The 19,568-nt window shown below is 62.7% G+C and carries 7 protein-coding genes; 3 read left to right on the forward strand and 4 right to left on the reverse strand.

What is annotated here, in order from left to right:
- Positions 1 to 42: 42 nt before the first annotated feature.
- Positions 43 to 13,041: a non-ribosomal peptide synthetase gene (locus ACS4NR_RS12850; RefSeq protein ID WP_456020295.1), complete on the reverse strand. Its 12,999-nt coding sequence runs from the start codon at positions 13,039 to 13,041 to the stop codon at positions 43 to 45.
- A gap of 369 nt (positions 13,042 to 13,410) precedes the next feature.
- Between ACS4NR_RS12850 and ACS4NR_RS12855 the strand changes: the two genes are divergently transcribed.
- Positions 13,411 to 13,965, forward strand: a complete 555-nt coding sequence (locus tag ACS4NR_RS12855; RefSeq protein WP_027613402.1) for an RNA polymerase factor sigma-70 — start codon at positions 13,411 to 13,413, stop codon at positions 13,963 to 13,965.
- A 134-nt stretch (positions 13,966 to 14,099) separates the two neighbouring features.
- Here ACS4NR_RS12855 and ACS4NR_RS12860 read toward each other — a convergent pair whose 3' ends face one another.
- The 3 genes from ACS4NR_RS12860 to ACS4NR_RS12870 all read right to left on the reverse strand — a co-directional run bounded on the left by ACS4NR_RS12860 (position 14,100) and on the right by ACS4NR_RS12870 (position 16,711).
- Complete coding sequence (locus tag ACS4NR_RS12860) at positions 14,100 to 15,113, reverse strand: GNAT family N-acetyltransferase (protein WP_456020296.1); 1,014 nt, start codon at positions 15,111 to 15,113, stop codon at positions 14,100 to 14,102.
- 84 nt (positions 15,114 to 15,197) lie between these two features.
- Positions 15,198 to 15,995, reverse strand: coding sequence for a substrate-binding periplasmic protein (locus ACS4NR_RS12865; protein ID WP_166496812.1), 798 nt, complete (start codon positions 15,993 to 15,995; stop codon positions 15,198 to 15,200).
- Positions 15,996 to 16,087: 92 nt separating this feature from the next.
- A complete protein-coding gene (locus ACS4NR_RS12870; protein WP_095137340.1) occupies positions 16,088 to 16,711 on the reverse strand; it encodes a TetR/AcrR family transcriptional regulator in 624 nt (207 codons plus the stop codon).
- Positions 16,712 to 16,894: 183 nt separating this feature from the next.
- Here ACS4NR_RS12870 and ACS4NR_RS12875 point away from each other — a divergent pair, with 183 nt between their 5' ends.
- A complete protein-coding gene (locus tag ACS4NR_RS12875) occupies positions 16,895 to 18,685 on the forward strand; it encodes an acyclic terpene utilization AtuA family protein (RefSeq protein ID WP_456020297.1) in 1,791 nt (596 codons plus the stop codon).
- A 12-nt stretch (positions 18,686 to 18,697) separates the two neighbouring features.
- Positions 18,698 to 19,567 (forward strand): SDR family oxidoreductase, encoded by an 870-nt coding sequence (locus tag ACS4NR_RS12880; protein WP_456020298.1) that lies wholly within the window; start codon positions 18,698 to 18,700, stop codon positions 19,565 to 19,567.
- The last annotated feature ends 1 nt before the right edge of the window (position 19,568 follow it).

The raw sequence follows: 19,568 nt of genomic DNA on the forward strand, positions 1-19,568 counted from the left end.
GAGTGAGCCTGCTCGCGAAGGGGCCGGTACAGACGCCGAAGATTACAAGCCCTCCAGCTCCGCCATCAGATCATTCAAGCGATCCACCTTGTCCTCGGTCATGTCACCGGCCGCCAGGCCTTCGATGTACTCGGCCAGTTCCTGCACCGTGCTGCACTCGAACATCGCCCGCAGCGGCACATCGCGTTGCAGGGTTTTCTGCACTCGCGAGGCGATCTGCGTGGCCAGCAACGAATGCCCGCCCAGCTCGAAGAAGTTGTCGCGCACCCCGACCTTGTCGACCTTGAGCACCTCGGCCCAGATGTCGGCCAGGGTCTGCTCCAGCTCGTTGCGCGGGGCCAGGTAATCCTCGCTCTGCAACTGGCCGATCTCCAGCGCCGGCAAGGCCTTGCGGTCGAGTTTGCCGTTGGCGTTGTGCGGCAGCTGATCGAGCCACAACCAGTGCAGCGGCACCATGTATTCCGGCAATTCGCTGCGCAGGCGTTGCTTGATCCGCTCCAGACGTTCGCTCGGGTTGAGCGCCGAATCCGCCGCGACCAGATAGCCGACCAGATGCTTGCCATTGGCCCCTTCCTGCACGCCAACCGCCGCATCGCGGACTTCCGGCTGTTCATGCAGACGCGCCTCGATTTCACCCAGTTCGATCCGGTAACCGCGAATCTTCACCTGATGGTCGACCCGGCCGACGTACTCCAGCACCCCGTCGCTGCGCCGCCGCGCGAGGTCACCGGTGCGATACAGACGCTCGCCCGGCGCGCCGAACGGGTTCGGCACAAACACTGGCGCAGTGCGCAGCGGATCGCTGACGTAACCGCGACCGACGCCGGTCCCGGCCACGCACAACTCACCCACCGCGCCCAGCGGCACCAGTTCCAGCGCGCCATCGACCAGATACAGCAAGTTGTTGTCGGTCGGCGTACCGATCGGCAAATAGCTGCCGCGGGTCGAGGCCAGATCGACGCGGAAGAACGCCACGTCATCGGAGCATTCCGCCGGGCCGTAAGCGTTGACCAGACCGATCTGCGGATAACGCAGCAGCCACTGGTGCGCCAGTTCCGGCGGCATTGCTTCACCGGTCGGCAGCATCCAGCGCAGACCGTCGAGGCTCAGGCGCTCCGAGGCGAGCATGCCTTGAATCAGCGACGGCACGCTCTCCAGCACGGTGATGCCCTGGGCCTGCACATGTACCAGCAACCCCTGCGGATCGTGAGCGATAGTGTTCGGCACAATGTCCACCCGCGCCCCGAACAGCGGCGCGGCGAGGAACTGCCAGACCGAAATATCGAAGCTTTGCGAAGCGGTCTGCGCGATCACGTCGGCGTCCGTCAGTTGCAGGTACGGCACCTTGCTCAACTGGTTGTTGAGCATGCCGCGCTGCTCGACCATTACGCCTTTCGGCAGACCGGTCGAACCCGAGGTGTAGATCACGTAGGCCAGGTTGTCCGGGGCACTGTAGATTCCCGGGTTCTGCAGCGATGTCGCCAGCGCCTGCACTTCTTCCCAAACCAACAGCCGTGGACGGTTGGCGCAGCTGAATTCATCGAGCAAAGTCTGCGCCTGTTCGCGGCAGGCTTCGCTGCACACCAGCACCGGCGTGCGGCTCAGCTCGATGATCCGCTGCAGACGCTGGCTCGGCAGGCCCGGATCCAGCGGCAGGTAACCGGCACCGGCCTTGAAGCTGCCGATGATCATCCCCAGCAGATCGAGATTACGCTCGGCCAGCAGCGCCACCGGTTGATCCATCTGCACCCCGGCCGCGACCAGTGCATGGCCGAGGCGGTTGGCGTTCTGGTTCAGCTCGGCATAGCTCAGTTGCTGATCGAGGCAACTGGCGGCAATGCGTTGCGGATGTTGCGCGACCTGCGCTTCGAACAGCGCCACGTAGCTGTGCTCCAGCGGATAATCGTGCGCGCTCTGGTTGCAGCCGTGCAGCAGGAAGTCCTGCTCATCAAAGCCCAGCAGCGGCAGGTCAGCCATGTCGCCATGGAAGCCATCGACCAGTGCCAGCAGCAGGCGCTTGAACTCGCCGAGCATGCGCTCGATCGTCGATTCGTCGAAATAACGCTGGTCATACGACAGGTGCAGACCGAGGTCATCGCCCGGGTAGCACACCGCCGTCAGCGGGAAGTTGGTGTGGGTACGGCCGGAGTCCGAAGTCGCGTTGAGACTCTGCGCTCGGTCCAGCACCGAGACTTCCACTGGCGCGTTCTCGAACACGAACAGGCTATCGAACAGCGGCTGGCCTTTCGGCAATTCGCTCTGTTCCTGGATATTCACCAGCGGCAGGTATTCGTACTCGCGCAACTGCATGTTGCTGTCGAGCAGAGCGCTCAACCACTGGCGCACACTGGCACGCTGATCGTCCGCCGGGATCTGCACCCGCAGCGCAATGCTGTTGATGAACAGGCCGACGGTGCGTTGCATCTCCGGCATTTCCACCGGGCGCCCGGCCACGGTGACGCCGAACAGCACGTCGCGATCACCGCTCAGGCGGCGCAGCACCAAGGCCCATGCCGCTTGAGCGAAGGTGTTGATGGTCAGTTGATGAGCCTGGGCCAGCTCTCGCAGGCGAGCACCGTCCTCGGCATTCAATCGAGTGTAACGGTCACCAACGATCATGCCGCCACTTTCGCCGGCGTGTTCGCGCAGGAACGGTCGGTCGCTCGGGATCGGCGTGGTGCGTTCGAAACCTTGCAGGTTCTGCTGCCACCACTGGCGCGCCTCGGCCAGGCTCTGGCGTTGCAGCCAGCCGATGTAGTCGCGGTAACGCGGCGGCAGCGACAACTGTGCTTCGCGACCTTCACCAAGAGCAGTGTAGATCTCGAAGAAATCGTTCATCAGCAGCGAACGACACCAGGCATCGATGAGGATGTGGTGGTTGCTCATCATGAACCAGTAGCGCGCCGCGCCGACCTTGATCAGGCGCAGGTGGAACGGTGCCTGATTGAGCAGATCGAACCCGGCCTCGCGCTCGCTTTTCAGCAGCGCCTGCAGCTTCGGTTCTTGCTCGTCCTCGGCGATGGCGCTCCAATCCAGATACTCGATCGGCGTGTGCCCCGGAATGTGGATCACTTGCAGCATGTCTTCGCCGACGTTCCAGCAGAACGATGCACGCAACGCTTCATGACGGGCGACCACCGCTTGCCAGGCCTGAGCGAAACGCTCGGGATCCAGCTCGCTGTTGATGCGGTAGCGATCCTGCATGTAATACAGACCGGTGCCCGGTTCGAGCAAGGTGTGCAGCAACATGCCTTCCTGCATCGGCGTCAGCGGATAGACGTCTTCGATCTGCGCCGCCGGCACCGGCAGTGCATCAAGTTGCGCCTGGGTCAGTTTCGCCAGCGGGAAGTCCGACGGTGTGAGGCCTCCAGCTGTGTCTTGCAGGCAATGTTCGATCAGGCTTTGCAGCTCGCCGAGGTAAGCGTCGGCCAGATCGTTGATGGTTTGCGCCTCGTAACGCTCGGCACTGAAGGTCCAGCGCAGCAGCAATTCGCCGCCGTACACCTGACTGTCGATGCTCAACTCGTTGGGCAACGGCGCCTGCGGATCGTGGGCCGCACCGACCGATTCATCCAGCGGACGGAACAGCGCATCGCTGGCGAAACTCTGATCGAACTGGCCGAGGTAGTTGAAGGTCACCGGGGCGTTCGGCAACGCCGCCATGCTGCGCTGGCTGAGGTCATCGGCCAGATAACGCAGCACGCCATAGCCGAGACCTTTGTGCGGTACCGCGCGCAGTTGCTCCTTGATCGCCTTGATCGAAGCGCCCTGCCCGGCAGCCTCTTCGATGTTGTGCGGGGTCAGGCGTAATGGATAGGCGCTGGTGAACCAGCCGACGGTGCGAGTCAGGTCGATCTCGTCGAACAGGGTTTCGCGGCCGTGGCCTTCCAGTTGAATCAGCGCCGACGGCTGCCCGCTCCAGCGGCACAGCACGCGTGCCAGCGCAGTCAGCAGCAGATCGTTGACCTGCGTGCGGTAGGCGCGCGGTGCCTGTTGCAGCAGTTGTTGGGTACGCTCGGCATCCAGGCGCACGCTGACGGTTTGCGCGTGACGATTCTGCTGTCCGCCCTGCGGGTTTTCGCACGGCAGATCGGCGTTCTGCCCGGCCAGTTGCGTCTGCCACCAGTTCAGTTCTTCACGCAACGATTCGCTGCCGGCATAGGCCTGCAAACGTGCCGTCCAATCCTTGAAGGCACTGGTTTTCGCCGGCAGTTTCACCGACTGTTCGGCTTCGAGCTGGCGATACACGGTTTGCAGATCGTCGAGCAAAACGCGCCACGACACACCGTCGACCACCAGGTGATGGATCGCAATGAACAGGCGTTGCTGACCTTGCGGCCCGTCCACCAGCAAGGCGCGCAGCAGCGGGCCGTTTTGCAGATCGAGACTGCGCTGGGCATCGGCGAATAGTGCTGCGCACTTGTCCATCGCCGCCACCCGCACCTGCCACAACACCTCGCCATCGGACACGGATTGATGCGTGGCCTGCCATTGATCGCCGGCCTCGGTGAAGCGCAGACGCAGGGCGTCGTGCTGTTCGATCACTGCCAGCAGCGCCTGCTCCAAACGATGCGGTTCCAGCGCCACTGTCGGTTCCAGCAGCAACGCCTGGTTCCAGTGTTGACGCTCAGGAATATCAGTGTCGAAGAACCAGTGTTGAATCGGCGTCATCGCCGACTCACCGAGCACCAGTCCCTGCTCTGCAGTGACTTGCTCGCTGCGGCTGGCGACAGCGGCGAGGGTCTGCACCGTCTGATGCTGGAACAGATCCCGTGGACTGAAATGAATGCCCTGCTGCCGCGCCCGGCTGACCACTTGGATCGACAGAATCGAGTCGCCGCCAAGTTCAAAGAAATTGTCGTTGAGCCCGACCTGCTCGACGTTGAGCACCTCGCACCAGATCTGCGCCAGGGTCTGTTCCAACGCGTTACTCGGGGCGACGTAGTCCTGACGATTCAACTCAGGATCCGGCGCTGGCAAGGCGCGGCGGTCGAGTTTGCCGTTGGCGGTCAGCGGCATGCTCGCCAGCAGGATCAGATGCGTTGGCACCATGTAATCCGGCAGTTGCGCCTTGAGGTGCGACTTCAGTGCTTCGCGCAGTTCGGCTTGTTGTGCTTCACCTTGCTCAGCGACGTCGCTGACCAGGTAGCCCACCAGTTGCTTGCCGCTCGGCGCATCCAGCGCCAGCACCACCGCTTCGCGGATCGAGTGGTGATCGAGCAGTCGGGTTTCGATCTCACCCAGCTCGATACGGAAACCGCGGATTTTCACCTGATGGTCGATCCGCCCCAGGTACTCCACCAGCCCATCGGCACGCTGGCGCACCAGATCGCCGGTGCGGTACATGCGCCCGCCATCGGCGGCAAACGGATCAGCGACAAAACGCTCGGCGCTGATGCCCGGACGGTCGTGATACCCCTGCGCCAGACCGGCGCCGCCGACGAACAACTCACCGGTCGCGCCTTGCGGTACCAACGCCAGATCGGCATCAAGAATGTACGCCACGCGGTCACCGATCACGCTGCCGATCGGCACGCTGCCGGCGCCCTCTTCCAAGACCTCTGGCGCAAGACTGGCGAGCGGCATGACCACGGTTTCAGTCGGGCCATAGGCGTTGAAGAACAGACTCGGTTTGAACGCGGCGCGAATCCGTTGCAAGTGTTCGCCGGTCAGCGCTTCGCCGCCGGTGATGATCATCCGCACCGGGAGAACCTGGTTTTGCGTGGCGAGGAACTGCGCCAACTGGCTGCCGTAGCTCGGGGTGAAGCCGAGCACATTGATCCGATGGGTGCGGATCAAGTTGCAGATTTCTTCCGCGTCCCACTGCCCTTGCGCTCGCAAAACCACCTGCGCGCCACTGAGCAGCGGCACCAGCAGACGCTCGGTGGCGGCGTCGAAGTTGATCGAATAGAAGTGCAGTTCGCAGTCGTCCGGACGCATGCCGAAACGCTTGATCACCGCCTGACAATGCATGGCGATTTCACCGTGGGACACCACCACGCCTTTCGGCTTGCCGGTCGAGCCCGAGGTGTAAATCAGATAGGCCTGATGCTGCGGCAGGCTGATAAATGGCAGCTCAGTGGCTGGGTGATCGGCCAGTGCCGCGCTGTCATCCTCCAGGCACCAGCGCGCCACGCTCGACGGCAAATCGCCGAGGGCTTTGAACATCGCCCGGTCGCTGAGCAGCAGACCGATGCGGCTGTCTTCGATCATGTAGTGCAGGCGATCGAGCGGGTATTCCGGGTCCAGCGGCACATAAGCGCCGCCTGCCTTGAGAATCGCCAGCAGGCCGACGACCATTTCCAGCGAGCGCTCCAGCGCCAGGCCGACCCGCACCTGCGGGCCGACCCCACGCTCGCGCAGGGCCCAGGCCAGGCGATTGGCACGGGCGTCGAGTTCGGCGTAGCTCAGAGTCTGTCCGGCGAAAGTCAGGGCCGGCGCGTCTTTGCGCGCCAGCGCCTGCTCGGCGAACAGATGATGGATGCACTGATCGAGACGACGCTCGCCCGGTTCAACGCCGAGGCTGTCGAGCAACTGCTGTTGTTCAGTCGGATCGAGCAGCGGCAACTGGCTCAGACGCTGTTGCGGATCGGCGATCAACGCTTCCAGCAAGTTGCGCCAATGTTTGGCTATGCGCGCAATGGTCGGTTCATCGAACAGATCGGTGCTGTAGGTCAGGCAGCAACCGAGACGATGGTCGAGGTCGGTGACTTCCAGGTTGAGGTCGAACTTGGTCGCCCGCGCATCGTTGGCCAGATACTCGACGGTCATCCCGGCGAGCATGCGGCTCTGCTGGAATTCCCAGCGCTGCACGTTGCACATCACCTGGAACAACGGGTTGTACGCCGCACTACGTGGCGGTTGCAGCGCTTCGACCAAATGATCGAACGGCAGATCCTGATGCGACTGGCCTTCGATCACCGTGTGGCGCACTTGCTCGAACAACTCGCCCACCGACATCTGCCCGTCGAGCTGGCAACGCAGTACCTGAGTATTGAGGAATGCACCGATCAACCCTTCGCTTTCCGGGCGAATCCGGTTGGCCACCGGCGCGCCGATGCGCAGGTCGGTCTGGCCGCTGTAGCGGTAGAGCAAGGTGGCGAGCGCAGCGGTCATGGTCATGAACAGGGTCAGACCGTTCTGCGCATTGAACGCCCGGACGCGGGCGGCGAGATCATCACTGAGGTCGAAACGGAACAGCTCACCCTGGTGGCTTTGCACCGGCGGACGCGGACGGTCGCCGGGCAGTTCCAGCAACGGATGTTCGCGACCCAGTTGCGCAGTCCAGTAGTCGAGCTGGCGCTGACGCTCACCGGACTCCAGCCACTGTCGTTGCCAGACGCTGTAATCGAGGTACTGCACCGGCAGCGGTTCCAGCGGCGAATCGCGCTCATCGACGAACGCCTCATACAGCGCGCTGAGTTCGCGGGCAAAAATATCCATCGCCCAGCCTTCAGTGACGATGTGGTGCAATGTCAGCACGAAGTAATGCTCGTGCTCGGCGGTCTTCACCAGACAGGCGCGCAGCAGCGGGCCGCTTTCCAGATCGAACGGCAGATGCGCTTCGTCATCGGCCAGTTGCTGGACCTGCTGTTCACGCTGGTCAGCCGGCAGTTTCGAGAAATCTTTCCAGCCCATGCGCACGCCGGTCTCGGCATGCACCTGCTGACGGGCCACGCCATCGACGCTCGGGAACGTGGTGCGCAGGGTTTCGTGGCGCAGGATCAACGCCTGCAAGGCTGCCTCGAAATGCTCGACGTGCAACACGCCGCGCAGGCGCGCCATGCCCCCGACGTTGTACGCCGGGCTGTCCGGCTCCATCTGCCAGAGGAACCACATGCGCTGTTGCGAGTACGACAACGGCACCGCTTGGCTGCGATCGACTTTGGCAATCGGCGGCTGTTTGTTGGTCTGGCCGCTGGCCTGGATCAGGCGGATCTGCTCAGCGAAATCGCCGAGTTCGCTGTGCTCGAACAAGGCGCGCAACGGCAGCTCGACGTCACAGGCCTGACGGCTGCGCGAGATGATTTGTGTGGCCAGCAACGAGTGCCCGCCGAGGGCGAAGAAGTCGTCGCGCAGACCGATCCGTGGCAGACCCAGCACTTCGCGCCAGATCGCGGCGATCTGTTGCTCCAGCTCGGTGACCGGTTCGACGTGTTCACGCACCTGCCACTGCGGCTCCGGCAAGGCGCGACGGTCGAGTTTGCCGCTCGGGCTCAGGGGCATTACGTCCAGGCGCATCAGTTGCGCCGGGACCATGTATTCCGGCAGTTCGGCGGCCAGCGCAGTTTTCAGATGGGCGATCTGCGCGTGCTGATCTTCGCTGGCATCGACAGCGGTGAAGTAGCCGATCAGTTGCGCGCCGGCTGCGGTTTCACGCACCAGCACCACCGCTTGGGCGACGCCGTCCTGGGCCAGCAGCCGCGCTTCGATTTCTTCCGGCTCAACGCGGAAACCCCGCAGCTTGACCTGCTGATCGAGGCGCCCGAGGTATTCGATCACACCGTCGGCGGTCCAGCGTGCACGGTCACCGGTGCGATACAGCCGTGTGCCCTGCTCGCCCAGTGGATCGACCACGAAACGTTCGGCAGTCAGTGCCGGACGACCAAGGTAACCCCGGGCCAGACCGATGCCGCTGATGCACAGCTCACCCGGCACACCGACCGGCACGGGGTTGAGATCAGCATCGAGAATGCGGCAGATCACGTTGCCCAGCGGCCGGCCAATCGGCGAGCGCTCGCCATCGGCCGTGGTGCAGTGCCAATGGGTGACGTTGATCGCGGTTTCGGTCGGGCCGTAACGGTTGTGCAGTTGCACCGCCGGCAGCTGCGCCAGCACGCGGTTGCGCAGTTCCGCCGGCAACGCTTCACCGCCGGAGAACACCCGGCGCAAACTGGTGCATTCGGCGCTCAGCGGCTCGTCGATGAACAGCGCGAGCAGCGGCGGCACAAAGTGCAGCGTGGTCACCCCGTATTCCTGCACCAGTTGCGCGATGCGATGCGGGTCGCGGTGTTCACCGGGGCCGGCGATCAACAGACGCGCGCCAGTGATCAGCGGCCAGAAGCACTCCCACACCGACACGTCGAAACTGATCGGCGCCTTTTGCATCAGCACGTCGCTGTCGTTCAGGCGATAGCTGTTCTGCATCCATTGCAGACGTTCGGCCAACGCAGCGTGGGTGTTGCCGACGCCTTTCGGTTGGCCGGTGGAGCCGGAGGTGTAAATCACGTAGGCAAGGCTGTCGCCGTGCAGATGCAGACCCGGTACCTGGCTCGGCCAGTTTTCCAGGTGCAACGCGTCCATGGCGATCACGCTGACGCCGTCACTGGCCGGCAGACGGTCGAGCAATGCAGTCTGAGTCAGCAGCAATTCGACACCGCTGTCGCTGAGCATGTAGGCCAGACGATCGGCCGGGTAATCCGGGTCCAGCGGCACATAGGCGCCACCGGCCTTGATGATCGCCAGCAGGCCAATCAACAGTTGTGGTGAACGCTCGGCAGAGATCGCCACACACACGTCCGGGCCGACGCCCTTGTCGCGCAGATAGTGCGCGAGGCGGTTGGCCTGGGCGTGCAACTCGGCGAAATCGAGACTGCCGCCGTCCCACAACAGCGCAGTGCGTTCCGGAGTTTGCCGCGCCTGTTCGTTAAGCAGTTCTGGCAGCCATTGTTGCGCCGGGGTGCACGGGGCGACGCTCCACGCTTGTTGCTGTTCCTGCTCGCACGGAGTGAGCAATGGCAGGTCGCCGATCGCCTGTTGCGGCTGCTCGCAGACCGCGCGCAGCAGGTTGCTGAAATGTTCGGCCAGACGCTCGATGGTCGCTGCTTCGAACAGTTCATCGGCGTAGTCGAAGGACAGGGTCAGGCGCCCGTTGCGATCTTCTTCGCTGTGCAGTTGCAGATCGAACTTGGCTTCGCGGCTGTGCCACGGCAGCTCTTCGGCGAGCAGCCCCGGCAGGCGCTTGAGCGCACTCAAGTCGCGTTGCTGGTGGTTGAACATGACCTGGAACAGCCCCTGTTCGCGAGCCTGCGGGAACGCTTCGAGCAGTTGTTCGAACGGCAGATCCTGATGGGCCTGCGCACCCAGTGCAGCCTCGCGGGTCTGCGCCAGCAACTCGATAAACGACAGCCGCGAATCAACCTCGGCACGCAGCACCTGGGTGTTGATGAAGAAGCCGATCAAGCCCTGGGTTTCCAGACGCGGACGGTTGGCGTTGGGAATGCCGATGCGGATGTCGCGCTGGCCACTGTAGCGGTGCAGCAGGCTCTGGAATGCCGAGAGCAACAGCATGAACGGCGTCGATTGATGCGCTTGCGCGGTCTGCTTGATCGCGTCGCTGAGGCTGACACCGAGGCGCACGCTGTGGCGCGCGGCGCTGTGCAATTGCTTGGCCGAGCGCGGGTGGTCGGTGGCCAGTTCCAGCACCGGATGTTCGTCGCCCAGCTGGGTTTTCCAGTAGGCCAGTTGCCGCTCGCCCTCGCCTTGCGCCAGCCATTGACGCTGCCAGTTGCCGTAGTCGGCATATTGAGTGGGCAGCGGCGCGAGTTCAGCGCGCTGGCCTTGAGATGCCGCAGCGTACAGGCGCGAGAATTCGTCGATCAGCACGTTCAGCGACCAGCCGTCGGCGATGATGTGATGCAGGGTCACCAGAAGCTGATGATCTTCGTCATCGAGGCGTACCAGCGTCACCCACAGCAGCGGGCCTTTTTCCAGATCGAACTGAGTGCGCGCCTCGTCCTCGCGGATCTGTTGCGCGCGGACTTCACGCTCGTGCGCGGGCAGGTCGCTGATGTCGATCAGTTGCAGGTTGAATTCAGGTGCGGCGTCGACTTGTTGCAGCGCTACGCCGTCGCGTTCGAAGAAGCGCGTGCGCAGTGACTCGTGGCGCTCAATCAGTTGCTGGAAGCTGGCGCGCAACGCGTCTTCGTCCAGCTCACCGCGCAGACGCAGGGCGCCGGGAATGTTGTAGGCGCTGCTGTGCGGGTCGAGTTGCCAGGTGATCCACAGTCGGTTTTGCGCCAGCGATTGCGGCAGTGCTTCGCTGCGCGACAAGGCGTTGATTGCGCCTTGGGCGTTGCCGCCATCCTGTTGCTGCTGCGCCACGGCAGCGGCGAACGCGGACAGGGTCGGCGCTTCGAACAGCAGGCGCAGGTTCAACTCCAGCGCCAGTTCTTCGCGGACCCGGGCGATCACTTGCGTGGCGGCAATCGAGTTGCCGCCGAGCAGGAAGAAGTGGTCGTCGGCGTTGACCTGTTTGACGTTGAGTTGCTCGGCCCAGATCTTGCCGATCAGGGCTTCCAGCTCGGAAGCCGCCAGGGTCGATTCGGTATTTTGCACCTCGGCGGACGGGAACACCGCGTAGCTGTCGAGGCTGCCGTCGGCCAGACGATTGCGGCACGCCGAGCGTTGCAGCTTGCCGCTGGACGTCTTCGGCAGCGCGCCCGGGTTGAGCAGCACCACCACGCTCGGCGCCTCTTGATACGCCTCGGCCACTGCCTGGCGAATGGCTTTGATCAGTGCTTCTGGCGGCAGGATTTTTTGCACGCTGCGGCTGATTTCTGCGGCGATGCCAATGCCTTCTTCACCGTCCTGAGAAACCGCGAATGCCGCGACGCGACCTTTGCGCACCACCTCCACTTCGTTCTCGACGGTCTTCTCGATGTCCTGCGGATAGAGGTTGTGGCCACGCACGATCAGCATGTCTTTCAGGCGCCCGGTGATGAACAGTTCACCGTCGCGAATGAAGCCCAGGTCACCGGTACGCAGCCAGGTGCGACCGGCGTGCTGAACGAAAGTCTTGGCGCTGGCCTCGGGGTTGCGCCAGTAGCCGTGGGCGATGCTCGGACCGGCGGCCCAGACTTCGCCGACGAGATTGTCAGCCAGTTCGTTCAGCGTGACCGGCTCGACGATCAGCACCGCATGTTCCGGCTGGCTGATGCCGCAACTCATGATCGGGCTGCCGTTGCCCGGCTCGGCACGGTTTTGCGCCAGCGCCTGATCATCGACACGCAGAGCAGGAATACCGGTGCCACGCGGTGTGCCGGCGACGAACAAGGTCGCCTCGGCCAGACCATAGGACGCCATGAAGCTGTCTTCGCTGAAGCCGCACGGGGTGAACTTCTCGGCGAAGCGCTCAAGGGTGTCAAGACGGATCGGTTCGGAGCCGGAATAGGCCACGCGCCAGCGGCTCAGGTCGAGGCGCTCCAGTGCTGATTCGCTGACCCGCTCGCTGCACAGACGGTAGGCGAAATCCGGCCCGCCACTGATGGTGCCGCCGTATTGGCTGATCGCTTCAAGCCAGCGCAACGGGCGACCGAGGAAATACGCAGGCGACATCAGGATGCACGGCACGCCGCTGAAAATCGGCTGCAACAATCCGCCGATCAGGCCCATGTCGTGGTACAGCGGCAGCCAGCTGACGATCACGTCGTCGGGGTTCACGTCGATGCCGAAACCGTGGCGAATCAGCAGCTCGTTGGCCACCAGATTGCCGTGGCTGACCTGCACGCCTTTGGGCAGCGCGGTGGAGCCGGAGGTGTATTGCAGGAAGGCGATGTGGTCTTGCGGCAGAGCCGGTTCGCTCCAGCGCTCGGCCAGGGTGCTGTCGAGGGTATCGACGCACAGCAACGGCGGCGCGCCGTCGATTTGCTGCAAGGCATCGCGCAGGTCGGCGCTGGTCAGCAGCAGACGCGGTTCGGCGTCGGCAATGATCGACAGCAGGCGTTCCTGGTGATGCCGACGGGCGGACTCCGGCGGATAGGCCGGCACTGCGATCACCCCGGCGTACAGGCAACCGAAAAACGCCGCGACGTAATCCGCGCCGCTGGGAAACAGCAGCACCGCGCGATCACCGAACTCAGCCTGGGCCTGCAGCGCGGTAGCAATGGTGCGCGCACGTTGATCCAGTTCGCGGTAACTGAGCACCACGCCCTGCTCCTCGGTTTCGGCGAGAAAGCGCAGGGCCAGGCGATCCGGCGTCTGTGCCGCACGGCGCTGGAGGGCTTGGACCAGAGTGCTGGGGAGTTCGAACGCGTCGGTCATGAGGTTTCCTGCCTGAATTCGGCTTGCTAAGTGGAATCGGGTTGCTGCGTCACGCCGGTCGAGGGCGTGCAGGGCGCGGTCTGTGCCGACCGCGCAAGGCATCGGAATGCTGTCTGGCCGGGGCTCGGTACCCGGAACCATTCACCAATGAGAACGGATGACGTCTTGAAATAATTAGTCGGCAGGCTGGATCGCCAATGGGGCTGGGGTGTGGCGGTGTGTCGCAGTTCTCGATTCGCACCTTTACGGAGCATTAGTTCTCTTTCTCAATTGACAATCATTATCATTCAACATAATTTGTCGCTCGATGTGTAGGACGGCCCCGTCCCCCAGGCGTCCCACTAACCTATTGGCAGCAAGGTGATTTCCATGACGGAACAAGTATCCACAAGCAGGTGCGATTCACCGCTACTTCAGGCCTTCGTCGACAATCGACTGATTCTGGTGAAGATTGCAGCACGCATTACCGGCTGCCGTTCACGCGCCGAAGACGTGGTGCAGGATGCGTTCTTCCGCTTGCAGTCGGCCCCGCCGATCACGTCGTCGATCAAGGCGCAATTGAGTTACCTGTTCCAGATCGTGCGCAACCTCGCCATCGATCACTACCGTAAACAGGCGCTGGAACAGAAGTACTCGGGTCCCGAAGAGGAAGGGTTGAATGTGGTCATTCAAGGCGCTTCGCCGGAAACCTCGCATATCAACTTCTCGACGCTGGAACACATCGCCGACGCGCTGACCGAACTGCCCAGCCGCACCCGCTACGCCTTCGAGATGTACCGTTTGCACGGCGTGCCGCAAAAGGACATCGCCAAGGAACTCGGCGTCTCGCCGACGCTGGTCAACTTCATGATTCGCGATGCGCTGGTGCACTGCCGCAAGGTGTCGGGCAGTCGTGGGGACGCGGCCTCGATGGGGCGTCGCTAAGCCCTGAATTCGGCGTCAAGCCATTCGCGAGCAAGCCCGCTCCCACATTTGACCGGCGTACACCGGTCGATGTGGGAGCGGGCTTGCTCGCAAAGGCAGACTTGAGACCGCAATAGATCCCAGGCCTTGTCACCTCACGCCAGCTTGCACCGATCAAAAAACCGCTCGCGCCCCAGAATCATCAACGCCGCACGCTTGTGCGGAAAGTCGAACTCCTTCTCGCAGTGGAAGCACTGGTTGTGCATGTGGCCGATCATCTTCGCGTTGTCGGCACGCGGTTCGGCGACCACACGCTGGGTCCGCGGATCATCCAGAAACAGGTAGTGCACCAGCGCCGACAACCAGCTCGCGACCTTGTGCGGGCCACGGTGATTTTCCTCCCCCACCAGCATGTGAATGCCACGGTCGTAATTGTCGGCGTCGTAGAACGGCGCGATGCGATCTTCCTTGGCCCAGTAGGCTTCGAAATAAGCGAACGGCTGATCGTCGAAACAGCCGATCAGCGTCAGGGTGTGCGGATCGGCGTCGAGCTTGCTCAGGTATTCGCGATGCTGTTCAAGACTGCCCTCCTCCTGCCAGAAACTGGCGACTCGCGGACTGTTCTGCCAGCGATTGAAACGTGCCAGATCCTGCTCGATCTCCACCGTGCGCAGGGAAATCCACGCACCGAGGCGCGCATCGAAGCGTCGATAGACTTCACCGCGCGGCTTGACCGGACGCAGCGGATGGCGCTTGCCCTGGCTGATCACCATTTGTTGCGGGTAGCTGCCCGTCAGCGAGGTGCCCAGCCAGGGTTGTGGCAACTGCCAGAACAGGGTGCGTTCGCAGCGGTACTCGCCAGCCACCTCGGTGCTGACCAGCAGGCCGCTGAGCAACGCTTCGGTGGGTGACTGATCGAGTTGCCAGATCAATTGCTGGCAGTCCGGATCACGGGCAAACAGCCAGTAACAGGCCGCCCAAAGCGCTTGGCCCACAGGCAGCGCATAACGCTCGTCGAGCTGGATCGGGCCTTTCGCCTGGCGATCCAGGCGCAAGCGAATCAGCGGTTGCCCGTCCAGGCTCAGGCACAGACGGCTTTCGGTGGCATCGGCTACCAATTGACTGCCCGAAGGCAAGGCCAGGGCAGTCAGGTCATTCAGATTGGACATGGGTCGGGCTCACGATAATCGTCGACAGTTCAACGATGGGACGTGAGCCGAGAGGAGAAATTTAGCCGCCCGGGTGAAAATCGCTCAGTCAGGCGGCACCGGCACCACGGCTATTTTGTACGGATCGAAGATCTTCTGCATCTGGCCGTTGTCGCGCAAACCCTGCAGCAACTTGCCGAACACCGCCCCGGTGATCGGTGCAGCCGGACGCAAAATGGCGTAGTGGTGGTAGATCTGGTCGATGCGCTGCGACACCAGCAAATCGTCACCCACCTTCTCGTTGCGCAGCAGGTAATCGGACAGGTAGGAACGGGTCACCAGCGCGATGTCGGCTCGTCCGCGCAGGACCATCAACAGGTTGCTGTCATGGGAATAGGTCAGCGAGGCATTGAACGTATCCGCAAGAAATTTGGGATCGGCGTTGAAGTTGGCGAACTCATAGTGATAACCGCTGTACAACGCCAGGCGCTTGCCCTTGAGGTCGGTGAAATAACTCTCCTGGCGACCGTCTTTGCGTTGCGCGACGAAAATTTCCGCATCTTCCAGGCCCATATCGACCGTGGTGTGGGGAGTGTCCTTCCAGCCCCACTCCGGGTTCTCGAAAATCGCCATGTCGGTGCGCCCTTCCTTCAAGTCGCCGAAGCGCCGGGGAATCGAGGTGGGCACCAGCACGAACTGATAGTCCTTTTGCAGCGTATTGAGCGCCTCGACCAATTGCGGCAGCAGGCCAGTGTCGGCACCACTTTCCGGACGCACGGTGTAAGGCGGAAAATGCGCCGCGCCGACCCGAACCAGTTGCGCTGCCTGCGCGGGCAACACCCAAGATACCGCCAGCGCTACGAGCAAAAGCCCTGCGGTCGTCCGAATTGGCGAAGACTTCAAAACACCCCACTCCCCGAAAAAATAACGATCAATGCATTCAAGCTAGGCGGTTTCGCCCAGTTAGCCAGTTTCCCGACCTGTCAGAAAGTGGACTAGCGCTCTTCGAGCACCAGAATCAGCGCTTCATCAGCCAACTGATCGAGACTCAGGCTGCCGCCGGCACGAAACCAGGTGGTGGTCCAGGACAGCGCGCCAGTGAGAAAACGTCGGGTAACAAATACATCGCCACGGATAAACCCCGCCTCCTTGGCTTCGCCCAGCACCTGCAACCAGATGTCTTCATAGACATCGCGCAAGGCCAGCACTCTGGCCTGACCATCCTCGGACAGCGAGCGCCACTCATAGACCAGCACCGCCATGGCTTCGCCGCTGCCGCCCATGATCGACTGCAACTCGCAGCGGATCAGCGCCAGCACCCGCTCGCGCACGTTACTGGCTTCGGCCAGAGCGGCGCGCATCAACGCGGTGTTGTAACGGATGGTTTCTTCCATCACTGCCCGGAGGATTTCATCCTTGCTTTTGAAGTGATGAAAAATGCTCCCGGACTGGATCCCCACCGCCCCGGCCAGATCGCGCACGGTGGTGCGTTCATAACCCTTGTTGCGGAACAGGTGAGCGGCCACTTGCAGCAGTTTGCCGCGGGCGCTGTCAGGGTCGGTCAACTGGCCCTGGTCGACCAGTTCGCGCATGACCCTCAGGGCTTTTTGCTCGTCCACCCGTTCTCTCCTACAGTCGATCAGTCTGTTGCCCCCTGAACACGCAGGGTTGCGCGCAATTTAAGCCGCAGGCGGCAACCAAGCAAGCGCTTGGGCAGAAGATATTTGAGTGGTTTACAAACCAAGCGCTTGCTTGGTAGCCTCCAGACACTTCTGTCGCAGGTTCCTGAGTCGGAGATAATAATGCCAACTACCGTTCGGATCGGATGCGCCAGCGCATTCTGGGGTGACACCAGTACCGCCGCCGCACAACTTGTGGCCGGCGGGCAGCTGGATTATCTGGTGTTCGATTACCTCGCCGAGATCACCATGTCGATCATGGCCGGCGCGCGCATGAAGGACCCGCAGGTCGGATTCGCCGGGGACTTCGTCGAGGTGCTCGCCCCACTGTTGCCGCAACTGGCCGAACAGAAGATCCGCGTCATCAGCAATGCCGGCGGAGTCAATCCACAGGCCTGTGCCGCCGCCCTGCAAGCCGCCTGCGACAAGGCCGGGGTCAGTCTGAAAATTGCCGTGCTGCTCGGCGACGATCTGCAACCGCAATTCAAGCAACTCGCCGCCCAAGGCATCCACGAAATGTTCAACGGCGCGCCGCTGCCGCCGATGTGTGTATCGACCAACGCCTACCTCGGCGCACCGGGCATCGTTGAGGCTCTGCGCCTGGGCGCCGACATCGTCATCACCGGACGCGTGGTCGACAGTGCGGTGGTCAGCGCGGCGCTGGTGCATGAGTTCGGCTGGGCCTGGCATAACTACGACAAACTGGCCCAGGCCGCGCTGGCCGGGCACATCATCGAATGCGGCGCGCAATGCACCGGGGGCAATTTCACCGACTGGCGCGACGTGCCGGACTTCGAACACATCGGTTTTCCCATCGTTGAAGTCAGCGCCGACGGCCAGTTCATCGTCAGCAAACCCGAAGGTTCCGGCGGCCTGGTGACACCGCTGACGGTTGGCGAGCAGATGCTTTATGAAATCGGTGATCCACAGGCCTATCTGTTGCCGGATGTGGTGTGCGATTTCACTCAGGTCAAACTGCAGCAACAGGGCAAAAACGCCGTGCATGTCCACGGTGCCAGAGGCTTGCCTGCGAGTGACAAATACAAGGTCAGCGCAACTTACCTGGACGGTTTCCGCTGCACCGCCAGTTGCCTGATCGCCGGCATCGATGCCGTGGACAAGGCGCGCCGCGTCAGTCAGGCAATCATCGACAAGACCTCGGAAATGTTCAGCCAACGCGGCTGGCCACCCTACAGCGAAGTCGACATCGAACTGCTCGGCAGCGAAGCCACCTACGGCCCGCACGGCCAGCGTCGGGACAGCCGCGAGGTGGTGATCAAACTCGCCGTGCGCCATCCGCTCAAACAGGCGCTGGTGCTGTTCTCACGGGAAATCGCCCAGGCGGCCACCGGCATGGCACCGGGACTGACGGGAATCGTCGGCGGACGGCCGACGGTATACCCGCTGATCCGTCTGTTCTCGTTCCTGATCGATAAAACCGCCTGCACCCTGCACATCGACATGGCCGGTGAACAGCATCCCTGCGCCCTCCCCGCGCAGACACCGCTCGACAGCCACGATCTGCCAATTCCCGACCAGCCACCCAAACCCCAGGGCCACGCCGACGCCAGTGTGCCGTTGGTGAAACTGGCGGTAGCGCGCTCCGGCGACAAAGGCAATCACAGCAACATCGGCGTCCTGCCGCGCCGGCCGGAATACCTGCCGTGGATTGCCGAAGCGCTGACGCCAGCGGTGATCGTCGACTGGATGCGCCACGTGCTCGACCCGATCCATGGCCGGGTCGAGCGCTGGTACCTGCCCGGCACCCACAGCCTGAATTTTCTGCTGGAGAACGCGCTTGGCGGCGGTGGCGTGGCGAGTCTGCGCATCGACCCACAGGGCAAGGCCTTCGCCCAGCAGTTGCTGGAAATCCAGATCCCGGTGCCGCAGAGCATCGCCGAACAACTCGACTAGAGGTTGGGCTTCATGGCTTACGCATCGATTTTCAAAGCCGATCTGTTCAGCGGCCAGACCATCATCGTCACCGGTGGCGGTAGTGGCATCGGGCGCTGCACCGCGCATGAACTGGCGGCGCTCGGGGCCAATGTGCTGCTGGTCGGACGCAAGCCGGAAAAACTGCAAAAGGTCGCCGCCGAAATCGCCGAGGACGGCGGCCGCGCCCATTGGCAGGCCTGTGACATCCGTGACGAAGACGCGGTGAAACAACTGGTCACCGAGTTGATTGCCGAACACGGGCCGATCCACGGTCTGGTCAACAATGCCGGCGGCCAGTACCCGTCGCCACTGGCCTCGATCAATCAGAAAGGCTTCGAAACCGTACTGCGCACCAATCTGGTCGGCGGCTTCCTGATAGCCCGGGAAGTGTTCAACCAGTCGATGAGCAAGCACGGCGGCAATATAGTCAACATGCTTGCCGACATGTGGGGCGGCATGCCCGGCATGGGCCACTCGGGCGCGGCACGTTCGGGGATGGACAACTTCACCAAAACCGCCGCGTTCGAGTGGGGCTACGCCGGGGTGCGAGTCAACGCGGTGGCGCCGGGCTGGATTGCGTCCAGCGGCATGGACACTTATGAAGGCGCGTTCAAAGCGGTGATTCCGACGCTGCGCGAACACGTGCCACTCAAACGCATCGGTACCGAATCGGAGGTCAGTGCAGCGATCGTTTTCCTGCTCAGTCCGGCGGCGGCGTTCATCAGCGGCAGCACCTTGAAAATCGATGGCGCGGCCAGTCTCGGCAGCCGCGCATGGCCGTTGCACAAGGCAAGCCACAGCGAGTCGTTCAACGGTTTCCATCGGGCGTACCTGCCCGACGTGCTCAAGGACAAGGAGTAAG

Source organism: Pseudomonas sp. JQ36, assembly GCF_053851495.1.

Coding starts and splice junctions, on each gene's coding strand:
- ACS4NR_RS12850 (WP_456020295.1), bottom strand. CDS start 13,041: ATGACCGACGCGTTCGAACTCCCCAGCACTCTGGTCCAAGCCCTCCAG.
- ACS4NR_RS12855 (WP_027613402.1), top strand. CDS start 13,411: ATGACGGAACAAGTATCCACAAGCAGGTGCGATTCACCGCTACTTCAG.
- ACS4NR_RS12860 (WP_456020296.1), bottom strand. CDS start 15,113: ATGTCCAATCTGAATGACCTGACTGCCCTGGCCTTGCCTTCGGGCAGT.
- ACS4NR_RS12875 (WP_456020297.1), top strand. CDS start 16,895: ATGCCAACTACCGTTCGGATCGGATGCGCCAGCGCATTCTGGGGTGAC.
- ACS4NR_RS12880 (WP_456020298.1), top strand. CDS start 18,698: ATGGCTTACGCATCGATTTTCAAAGCCGATCTGTTCAGCGGCCAGACC.